Origin of the sequence: Saccharopolyspora dendranthemae (assembly GCF_007829955.1) — a bacterium.
GTDB lineage: Bacteria > Actinomycetota > Actinomycetes > Mycobacteriales > Pseudonocardiaceae > Saccharopolyspora > Saccharopolyspora dendranthemae.
Map to the genome: position 1 here is coordinate 1,962,212 of NZ_VIWX01000001.1, position 10,418 is coordinate 1,972,629.

At 68.4% G+C, this 10,418-nt stretch carries 9 protein-coding genes; 2 read left to right on the top strand and 7 right to left on the bottom strand.

Translation table 11 applies throughout. The annotated features are described in order from the left end of the window. Nucleotides 1-103 precede the first annotated feature (103 nt). From FHU35_RS08910 to FHU35_RS08940, 7 genes are all read right to left on the bottom strand, one after another. Nucleotides 104-1,420 (bottom strand): (Fe-S)-binding protein, encoded by a 1,317-nt coding sequence (locus FHU35_RS08910; RefSeq protein ID WP_145737840.1) that lies wholly within the window; start codon nt 1,418-1,420, stop codon nt 104-106. Next, complete coding sequence (locus FHU35_RS08915; RefSeq protein WP_145737841.1) at nt 1,420-2,664, bottom strand: FAD-binding oxidoreductase; 1,245 nt, start codon at nt 2,662-2,664, stop codon at nt 1,420-1,422. The genes FHU35_RS08910 and FHU35_RS08915 overlap by 1 nt, the downstream gene beginning before the upstream one ends. Next, nucleotides 2,664-4,166, bottom strand: a complete 1,503-nt coding sequence (locus FHU35_RS08920) for an FAD-linked oxidase C-terminal domain-containing protein (RefSeq protein ID WP_246110144.1) — start codon at nt 4,164-4,166, stop codon at nt 2,664-2,666. The genes FHU35_RS08915 and FHU35_RS08920 overlap by 1 nt, the downstream gene beginning before the upstream one ends. A gap of 211 nt (nt 4,167-4,377) precedes the next feature. Then, the gene (locus FHU35_RS08925) at nt 4,378-5,220 is read right to left on the bottom strand and encodes an oxygenase MpaB family protein (RefSeq protein WP_145737842.1); all 843 of its coding nucleotides are present in this window, start codon (nt 5,218-5,220) and stop codon (nt 4,378-4,380) included. Between the two features lie 6 nt (nt 5,221-5,226). Then, on the bottom strand, nt 5,227-6,381 hold the full coding sequence (locus tag FHU35_RS08930; protein WP_145737843.1) for an alkaline phosphatase family protein: 1,155 nt from the start codon (nt 6,379-6,381) through the stop codon (nt 5,227-5,229). Nucleotides 6,382-6,441: 60 nt separating this feature from the next. Next, nucleotides 6,442-7,584, bottom strand: coding sequence for an acyl-CoA dehydrogenase family protein (locus FHU35_RS08935; protein ID WP_145737844.1), 1,143 nt, complete (start codon nt 7,582-7,584; stop codon nt 6,442-6,444). A 115-nt stretch (nt 7,585-7,699) separates the two neighbouring features. Further along, nucleotides 7,700-8,827 carry a CaiB/BaiF CoA transferase family protein gene (locus FHU35_RS08940; RefSeq protein ID WP_186459312.1) on the bottom strand — a complete coding sequence of 376 codons (1,128 nt, stop codon included), beginning with the start codon at nt 8,825-8,827 and terminating at the stop codon, nt 7,700-7,702. 129 nt (nt 8,828-8,956) lie between these two features. Between FHU35_RS08940 and FHU35_RS08945 the strand changes: the two genes are divergently transcribed. Beyond that, nucleotides 8,957-9,673, top strand: coding sequence for a MerR family transcriptional regulator (locus FHU35_RS08945; RefSeq protein WP_145737846.1), 717 nt, complete (start codon nt 8,957-8,959; stop codon nt 9,671-9,673). Nucleotides 9,674-9,829: 156 nt separating this feature from the next. After that, the coding region (locus FHU35_RS08950; RefSeq protein WP_145737847.1) for an AMP-binding protein at nt 9,830-10,418 on the top strand (589 nt) is incomplete at its 3' end.

The following is a 10,418-nucleotide window of genomic DNA, read 5'->3' on the forward strand; positions in this document are numbered from 1 at the left end:
CCGTTCACCCTGCACCAACGAACGGGGCCGTATTTCATGACGAGGGGGCCCACCGCGTCACGGTGGAGCGGGGCAGCGCAGTCCCCCGCTCCACCGAGCGGGGTCACCGCAGGAGAGCTTGCGCTCCCAAACCGCGGAGGGAAGCGTCCAGCACCTGCACCGTGTGGGCCATCGCCATGCTCTCCTCGCGTCGTTCCAGCGCGGTGCGGATCTGCATCGAGCAACCGGGGTTGGCCGTCACCAGCAGTTCCGCGCCCGTGTCGAGCACGTTGGCGGCCTTGCGGTCACCGAGTTCCCGGGCGGGCTCGGGCTGCAGCAGGTTGTAGACGCCCGCCGAACCGCAGCACAGTTCAGCTCGGTTGATCTCACTGAGCTGCAGTCCGGGGATCGCGCGCAGCAGTTCGCGCGGTTGCGAGCGGATGCCCTGTCCGTGGGCCAGGTGGCACGCGTCGTGGTAGGCGATCTTCACCTCCAACGGGTGGCGCTCGGCCACAGGACCGAGCTCCACCAGCAGTTCGGCGATGTCGCGCACCTTCGACGAGAAGCGTTCGGCCTTCTCCCGGTACACCGGGTCGTCCTGGAGCAGTCGCGGGTACTCCTTGAGAGTCGAACCGCATCCGGCCGAGTTGATGACCACGTGGTCCACACCCGCGGACTCGAAGTTGTCCAGCAGCTCGCGGGCGAACCGAATGGCCTCTTCCTCCCGCCCGGAGTGTTCGCTCAGCGCTCCGCAGCAGCCCTGCGACGGAGGAACGATCACGTCGCAGCCCTCTGCGGCGAGGATCCGGGCAGTGGCCGCATTGACGTCGGGGAAGAACGCCGACTGGACGCAACCGGTGATCATGCCGACCGTCGCTCGCCGACGCCCCTTCGCCGGAGTCCGCTGGGGAAGCTTCTCGGTTCTGGAGATGGGCGGTGCCAGGGACTCCATGACCTGCAGTCCAGCGGGCAGCTTGTCCATCAGTCCGATGCGCTTGAGCAGCCGACCCAGTCGAGTCCGCTGGTAGAGAGCGAGCGGACCGCGCATCGCGCGAAGCCGCTTCGGGTACGGGAACATCGTGAAGATCGCCGTGCGCAGCAGCTTCTCGAATCGCCCACGTTCGTGGTGCCGTTCGACCTGGGCACGCGTCTCAGCGATCAAGGTGCCGTACTGAACACCCGAAGGACACGCGGTCACGCACGCCATGCAGCCCAGGCAGGCGTCGAAGTGCTCAACCATGTTGTCGGTGAGCGGTTCGCCTTCGAGGCCTTCCTTCATCAGGTAGATGCGACCGCGGGGGGAGTCCATCTCCTCCCCCCACAGCTCGTAGGTGGGACAGCTCGGCAGGCAGAAGCCGCAGTGCACGCAGTCGTCGATGAGTTCGCGTTGCGGCGGGTGGAAGACGTCGAAGGCGCCAGGGCCGGCCGGGGTCTCGGTCATCAGATTCCTCCCACGAACCGGCCCGGAGCGAGCCGGTGTTGCGGATCGAACTGGTCCTTGGTGCGGCGCATGAGCGCGAGCGGCCCTGCGGCGATGGGGCCCCACGGGTCGACGAGGTCGAGGACCGCGCGCGGTGCGCGTTCGACGACCACGTAGTCGGCGCGGGCCCGCAGCTCGGAAGTCAGCCGGGCGACGGCGGCCGGGTCCGCGGACGCGGGCAGTCCCGCGTGCAGCACGCCGATCCCGATCGCACCGCGCACGGAAATCGGCAGGTCACCGGTGCTCTGCTCGATGGCAGTCAGCAACGCGGGCATGGCGCCGGGTTCGGCCCCGACGCGCAGCCCGGTGCCCTCGGAGTCGAAGGGGTGCTGTCCCCACCACTCGGGCTGCCCGTCGGCTACCTCGCCCTCAACCGCCGACGCCAGCTGCAGCGCGCGGTCATGCGTGGCAGAAGGGCGTCCTTCCAACTGTCCGCAGACGGTGAAAGGACCGCCTGCCGGCCGGTCGATTTCGATCGCCGTGGGCATGGCTTGGGACTGGCGGATGGTGTCTGCGGCTCGGGCGGCCGTGGCGGCGTCGTCGGTGACGGTGGTGATCCACCGGTGCTCTGCGGCAACGGGGTGCAACCGGAACACCGCTTCGGTGATCACGCCGAGGGTCCCGAAGGAGCCGGTGTAGAGCTTGCAGAGGTCATACCCGGCGACGTTCTTGACTACCTTGCCGCCCGCCGTCGTGACGGTGCCGTCGGCGAGCACGACGGTGACGCCGATCAGCAGGTCCCGGACGCCACCGAACAGGTGTCTGCAGGGCCCGGAGGTCGCGGTCGCGATGACTCCGCCGACGGTCGCGGTGGTGATGGGCTGGTCGATGGGGAGCTGCTGCCCGCCGTCGCGCACGAACCGATTGATATCGGTGATCGGGGTTCCGGCCAGCGCGTGCACGACGAGGTCGCCTGCCGCGTGCTCGACGATCTTGTTGGCCGGCGAGAGGTCGAGCAGCAGGTCGACGTCACGAGGCGGTGCGCCCCAGTCGAGCTTGCTGCCCGAACCCGTGGGCACGACGCGGAGTTCGTGTTCGGCAGCGACCTTCATCGCGGCCGCGGTCTGCTCCGTTCCCTCCACGGCGGCCACCAGCTGGTGACCGAGGCCCTTGTCCGAGCTGTTCTCGTCGGCCCTGCGCACGTTGTCGGCTCCGAGCACTGCCGCCAACGCGTCGTGGGCGGCCTCGGTGGTTTTCGTCTGCATCAGAACTGGTCCGCCAATCCCGCTTCGGTCAGGGGGTGCACTCCTGTGCGCCGACCCGGGACTTCCCCGCACAGCCGGGGTGTCGGGAAGACCTTGCCCGGGTTGCAGATGCCGACCGGGTCGAACGCGCAGCGCACTCGTTGCATCGTGTCGAGGTCTTGGTCGGTGAACATGCGACCCATGTACTTGACCTTGTCCGCACCGACGCCGTGTTCACCGGTGATGGAGCCGCCGTGCTCGATGCACAGGTCGAGGATCGCGCCGGAGACGGCTTCGGCGCGTTCACCGGCACCGGGCTCGGCGTCGTCGAAGAGCACCAGCGGATGCAGGTTCCCGTCTCCGGCGTGGAAGACGTTGGCCACGCGCACGCCGGATTCGCTGGACAGGCGGGAGATGCGGCCGAGCACCTCGGGTAGCGCGGTGCGCGGAATGACGCCGTCCTGAACGATGTAGTCGGGGCTGATGCGGCCCACCGCGGCGAAGGCGGACTTGCGGCCTTTCCAGATCATCGCTCGCTCGGCGTCATCGGCAGCGACGCGGATTTCGAAGGCTCCGCGTGCGCGACAATGCCGTTCGACCTCGGCGAAGGTGTGCTCGACTTCTGCCGCCGGCCCGTCGAGCTCGACGACCAGCACCGCACCCGCTCCCTCCGGGTATCCGCACTGCACGGCTTGTTCCGCTGCCTCGATGGCCAGCGCGTCCATCATCTCGATGGCGGCCGGGGTCACGCCGTCGGCGATGATCGCCGAGACCGCCGCGCCCGCCTCGTCGGTGGAGGGGAACCCTGCGAGCAGCGTCTGAACCACTTCGGGTTTGCGCAGGAGCCGAACGGTGATCTTGGTGACGATGCCGAGTGTTCCCTCGCTGCCGATGAAGGCTCCCATCAGGTCGTAACCGGGAGCTTCGCGCGCATCGGATCCGAGTTCGACGAGCTCGCCGTCGGGCGTCACGACCTCGAGGCCGAGGATGTGGTTGACGGTGAAGCCGTACTTCAGGCAGTGCGCACCGCCCGAGTTCTCGGCGACGTTGCCGCCCACCGAGCAGACCTGCTGACTGGAGGGGTCGGGGGCGAAGTAGTAGCCCTGCGGCGCAGCGGCTTTGGTGACGTCGAGGTTGATCACGCCGGGCTCGACGACCGCCCGCTCGTTGACGACGTCGATCTCCACGATGCTGCGCATCCTGGAGGTGACCACGAGGACACCGGATGAGTGCGGGAGCGCACCGCCCGAGAGGCCGGTGCCCGCCCCCCGTGCGACGAAGGGAATCCCGTGCGCGGCGCAGGTTCGCACGACGTCGCGGACCTGCTCCGCAGTCTCGGGCAGCACGACCACGGCCGGGATCACCCGGTGGCTGGCGAGCCCGTCGCATTCGTAGGTGCGCAAGCGCTGCGGATCGGTGATCACTGCCGTCTCCGGCAGCGCCGCGCGGAATTCCGCCGCAGCGGTGTCCAGCGCGGCCGGACTTCCCGCCGCGCGCTCGGCTTCGATACTGGCCGACTGCATCGTTCAGCCTCCCGGGGACAACTTCCGCCTGGCAGAAAAACGGTTCCGTGGACGGAAATCCTAGGTTGCCCACAACATAGATACAAGAGGTGGACAAGATGGGACACCGTTACCCCGAGTGTGCACGAATATGCACTTCAGAGACGATCTCCGCAGGCCGAACCGGCGCGGCAGGAATGGGAGGAAGGTTCCCATCCACCACCCGATCGTCCTAGAGCCTCACCACGGCCTTCGCCGAGGGGAAGGCCTGCTCCCCCAGCCGCTCCACGGCCGCCAGCACGTGTCCGCTGGGAAACCGGTACCGGATCCGGTCGGGAACCGACCCGCCGAACGCGCGGAACGCCTTGGCGCCCGCTGTCGCGACCCGGTCGGGCATCGCCGGCCTGCCGTGCAGGTCGCGCGCCCAGCCCGGGAGCAGCGAATACGCCAAGTGCCCTATCGGCAGATAGCCGACGTTGAGCGGCCGCAACCACCAGGTCGTGAAGGGGTGGTGCAGGAATCGGAACACCACATCCGACTCCCGGGTGCGCGCGAGCTCAGGTCGCACGCGTCGGAAGTAGTCGTCCATCTCGCTGCGCGACCCGGGGACCTGGTCCGGGTCGAGACCCACGAGCTCCGCCGAGCGGCGCTGTTCCGCGAAGTAGCGGTCGTGCTGGGCGTCGCTGAGCGGAAAACCCGCTCGCCGCACGATCTCGGAGAACGATGCGACCTCCGCGCAGTGCACCCAGAGCAGCAGGTCCGGGTCGTCCAGCCGGATCTCGTCCCCGGTCCGCGGGTCGCTGGCGCTCAGCACGCGGTGGACGTGCCGCACGCGTTGGGCGGCGGTGCGGGCCTTCTCCGTCGTGCCGTAGGTGGCGACGCCGACGAAGTCGCTGGTGCGGCGCAGCCTGCCGATCGGGTCTTCCTGGAACCGCGAGTTCTGCACTACAGCCGCCACCGCTCGCGGGTGCAGCGCCTGCAGGAACAAGCTGCAGATCCCCGCGATCCACATCGTTGGATCACCGTGCAGATGCCAGGACACCGTTCTCGGCCCGAACAGTCCACCATCCGCCATCACCGATCAGCCTCCTGCTGCGATCAGTACCGGTATCAGTTGTTCCGCAGAGGTCAGGGAGCCGTGATGACCCCGCAGCTTCGATTCGCCCGGCTCGGCAACCGACCGGATCACCCCGGTTGTGCGCAACACGGCCAGCACGTCGCCGATGCGCGGCCTCACCGCGTCGGTCACCGGGCCGAAGTAGCCCTCGTCGATGGCCTGCTCGCCGGTGATGACGCTGCCGCTCTCGCCGACGGCGTCCTGCCAGGCGGCCAGCACGTCGTCCCGCGCGCCGGGACGGGCGTAGACCTGGCGGACCCGCACCTCGCCGCCGAGCAGGCGGACTCCCTCCTGCAGCGCGGGATCGCTGTCGGCGTCGATCATCTGCGCCGGATCCAGGTCGACCATGCCGTGGTCGGCCACGACCGAGAGCACGACGCCCGGTGGTAGTCGTTCGGCGACCATCTGCACGAACGCGTCGATCTGCCGCAGCTGCATGCGCCACTGGATGGAACCGGGTCCGTGAACGTGCCCCAGCAGGTCGACTCCCGCGTGATAGCCGTAGCAGAGGCTGGGACCGGGGCTCTCGGCCGCGTCGAGGAGTTCTGCGGCGAGGTCGCCCAGCTCCCGCACGCCGCGGAACTTCGCACCGCGCAGCGAGGCCTCGGTCAGCCCGGTGCCCTCGAAATGACGGGGAACCGCGACGCGAACGTCGACTCCAGCAGCCGCGGCCCGTTCCAGCACGGTGGTGTGGGGCTGCACCTGTTCCGGTGGCCACCGCTCCATCAGGCTCACGCGGTCGCCGTCAGGCGAGTCCCGGACCGTCCAGCTCAAGGGGTGCAGCAGACCTCCGCCCGGTTCGGCGAAGGTGTAGCCGACGAGGCCGTGCTCCCCAGCGCAACGACCGGTGGCCAGCGAGGCGATGCTGGTGACGGTGGTGGTGGGGAACCCTGCTGTCAGCGGCGGCGAGTGCTGCAGGCTCGACAGAAATGGCGCGTCGGCTTCGTGCGCGCGCAGCAGCTCGTGACCAAGCCCGTCCACCAGCAGCACCAGGGCGTTGCGGCAGGGCGGGATCCCGATGGTGTCGGTGAAGCTCTCGACACCCATCGCGGCCAGCATCGATGGGAAGACGTCGCGCAGCGCGCGTCCGTCGGAGTCGGGGGCGACGATCCAGTCCACGGTTCGCCTCCTTCGCGGCGGGACGCGGGAACCGGCTGGCACCGGTCCCCGCGGACGCCGTCAGAATCCCATGGAACGGCCGATGATCTCCTTCATGATCTCGGTCGTGCCGCCGTAGATGGTCTGGACGCGGGAGTCCAGGTACGCCTTGGCCACCGGGTACTCGGTCATGTAGCCGAAGCCGCCGTGCAACTGCAGGCAACGGTCGACGACGCGCTTGTTGAGCTCGCTGAGCCACCACTTGGCCATGGCGGCGTGTTCGATGCTCAGCTCACCTCGAACGTGCTCCTGCACGCAACGGTCCGCGAAGACCTGCCCGATCTGGACCTCGGTGGCCATCTCGGCGAGCTCGAAGCGGGTGTTCTGGAACTTGCCGATCGGTCGTCCGAAGGCGGTGCGCTCGCGGCAGTAGTCCTTGGTGAGCTCCAGAACCTTGGCGGCCGAGGCGATGGAGGCCACGCCGATCGACAGCCGTTCTTGCGGCAGGTTCTGCATCAGGTAGATGAAGCCCTGCCCTTCCTCGCCGAGGAGGTTGCGGGCGGGCACGCGCACGTCGGTGAAGTACAGCTCGGCGGTGTCCTGCGCCTTCTGCCCGATCTTCTCGAGGTTGCGGCCGCGCTCGAAGCCCGGCATATCGCGCTCGACCACCAGCAGGCTGATGCCCTGGTGCCCCGCGTCCGGGTCGGTGCGGGCCACGACGATCACCAGGTCGGCCATGATGCCGTTGCTGATGAAGGTCTTCTGCCCGTTGAGCACGTAGTCGTCACCGTCGCGGACCGCGGTGGTGCGGATTCCCTGCAGGTCGCTGCCCGCGCCGGGCTCGGTCATCGCGATGGCGGTGATCAGTTCCCCGGAGCAGAAGCCGGGCAGCCAGCGCTGCTTCTGCTCGTCGTTGGCCAGCTTGGTCAAGTAGGGCGCGATGATGTCGTTGTGCAGCGGTGACCCGAACCCGGAGATGCCCGCGGACACCAGCTCCTCGTCGAAGACGACGTTGAAGCGGAAGTCGTCGACGCCGCCCCCGCCGTACTCGTCATCGACGGCGAAGCCGAGCAGGCCGTGTTCGCCGGCGGCCCGCCAGGATTCCCGGCTGACCTGACCGGCGGCCTCCCACTCCTCGTTGTGCGGGACGAGTTCCTTGTTGATGAAGGTCCGAGCCGTCTCTCGGAAAGCCTCGTGCTCGGGCTCGAACAACTCCCTGCGCATCTTCACGCGTCCTTCCGGTTCGTGGCGGGCGGCGCGAGGAAGGGAACCTTCCTGTCACCGTCATCCCGCGAAGTCGCTGTGTGGGAACGAATCTGTCGTTGGGTCGCGCCGCGGGTCATCGCGGCGCGGAGTGCATGGCGCCCGAGTCGAGCAGGTCGTGGGAAAGCCCCCATTCGCTCAGCACTTCTTCGGTGTGCGCGCCGGGGATGGCGACCGCTCCGGGCTCGGGATTCGGGGTGCGGCTGAACCGCGGGGCGGGCGCCGGTTGCAGCGTCCCCTCGCGGCGCACCAGGGTCTGACGGGCGGCCAGGTGCGGGTGTTGCTCCGCCTCGGCCATCGACAGGACGGGGGCGACGCAGGCATCGGTGCCGTCGAACACCTCGGTCCACTCCGCACGGGTGCGCTGCTTGAACCTCTCGGCGAACATCTTCCTGAGCTCAGGCCATGTCGAGGCGTCATCGCGGTCTGGGACCTTTCCTGCCAGTTCGAGCTTCTCCAGCAGCTCCGCGTAGAACTTGGGTTCCAGCGCGCCGACCGACATGTACTCGCCATCGGACGTTTCGTAGACGTCGTAGTAGGGAGCGCCGGTGTCGAGCAGGTTGGTGCCGCGTTCGGTGCTCCACCCGCCCGTCGCGAAGAAGCTCCACAACATCGATCCCAGGTGCGCGGTTCCGTCGACGATGGCGGCGTCGACGACTTGGCCGCGTCCGCTGACACGCGCTTCCAGGAGTCCCGCGAGGACCCCGACCGCCAGGTACATCGCTCCGCCGCCGAAGTCCCCGAGCAGGTTCGCCGGGATCTGCGGCGGACCGCCCTGGCGGCCGATGGCGTGCAGCATGCCGGTGAGCGAGACGTAGCCGACGTCGTGACCCGAGGTGCTGGCGAGCGGACCGTCCTGGCCCCATCCCGTCATCCGCCCGTAGACGAGCTTCGGGTTGAGCTCCCAGCACTGGTCCGGGCCTACTCCGAGCCGCTCGGTGACGCCGGGACGCAGGCCTTCCAGCAGCACGTCGGCTTCTTTCGCGAGCGCCAGCACGGCTTCTGGGCCTCGCTCGTGCTTGAGGTCGACCTGAACCGACCGCTTGCCCCGGTTGAGCAGGTCGTCGTCACCGCCGACGCCCGGCCGGTCGACGCGGACGACGTCTGCCCCGAGATCGGCCAGCAGCATGGCGCAGAAGGGCGCCGGACCGATGCCGGCGAGCTCCACGACTTTCACCCCGGCCAGCGGGCCACCCGTTGCCATCACGACAAATCCTCTCCACGACGCGGAAGCCCGACCCCTCGAACAACGCCGTGCCACGCGACACAAGAAATACGACGCAATCAGTGTTACATCGTTGGTGTTACAGCGGTCAAGGAGTAACGTGACGGCATGCTCCGAACTGCGGACGAAGAGCTCACCATCGACGAACTGGCCGCCCGTGCCGGAGTGACCGTGCGAACGGTCCGGTTCTACTCGTCGCGCGGGCTGCTGCCGGCTCCACGCCTGCGCGGCCGTCTCGGACTGTACGGCGCTGAACACCTCGCGCGACTGGATCTGATCCGCGAGCTGCAGACGCTCGGCTTCACCCTGTCGGCTATCGAACGCCACCTGCAGCGCATCCCGGCAGGCTCCTCACCGGACGAGCTCGCCCTGCAGCGCGCGCTGATCGCGCCGTGGACCGATGATCACGCCGAAGAGCTCGACCGCCACGAGCTGGACCGCCGCGCAGGCAGGCACCTCGATGACGACCTGGTCGAGCACCTTGTGGAGCTGGGGGTCCTCCAGCGCATCGACGATCCGGACAAGCTGCAGCTGCCCAGCCCGGCGATGCTGGGAGTGGGCCTGCAGATCCTCGACCTGGGGCTGCCGCTGCAGATGCTGGTGCAGGCCAAGGGGATCGTCGAGCGGCACACCGCGCAGATCGCCACCGAGCTGCGCGAGCTGTTCGCCGAGAACGTGCTGCGCCCCTACGTGGAGCACGGACGTCCCGAGGACGAGCGCGATCGGGTGCGCGTGGTGACCGACCAGCTCCGCCCGCTGACCATCCAGGTCCTGGTCAACGGCTTTCAGCACGCCGTCAACGACGTCATTCGCGATCACGTCTGATTTCGCCTGATTCTTCCGAAAAGCCGCCGGGGTGTACCGGTTCGTCGGAACGTGTTCCAGCATTCGGCGCTGGTTTCGGTCCACCCCGATCAGGTTTCATCGCCTCAACGCGCGTCAATCGCAACCGTTGTTCGGGGCGAGGGGAGATCGGCTGCGATGAGCACCTTGGACGGCTGGGCCGAGGCGGCACTGGAAACGACGATCCCACGACTGTTCTCCCACAACATCGCGCAGTTCCCCGACGAGCCGGCACTGACCGACGCCAACCGGACCTTCACCTGGAAACAGGCGGGTGAGGAGGTCGAACTGCTGGCCGCCGCGTTCAACGCGCTCGGCCTGCAGCGAGGTCAGACCATCCTGCTGATGATGTCCAACCGCACCGAGCACTGGCTCTCCGACGTCGCCGCAGCGCACCTGGGCGCCGTTGCCGGCACGCTGCACCCCGCGCTGAGCCAGGACCAGGTGCACGCCATCGCCTCCCACAGCCGAGCGCGAGTGGTGGTGCTGGAGAGCGGTGATCAGCTGCGGCGATGGGCGAAAGCGCTGCGCAACGCAGGCACGATCGAGCACGTGGTGGTGCTCGACGACGCGGTGATGATCAGCGCGGATCACCGCTTCCACACCTGGACGGATCTTCGAAGACAAGGGGCCCGGCGAGTGCGCGCGGACCCCGGGCTGCTTCGACGGGAGCGCGGCCCGATCACGCCTGGCACACCTGCGACCGTCATCTACCCGAACGAGGACA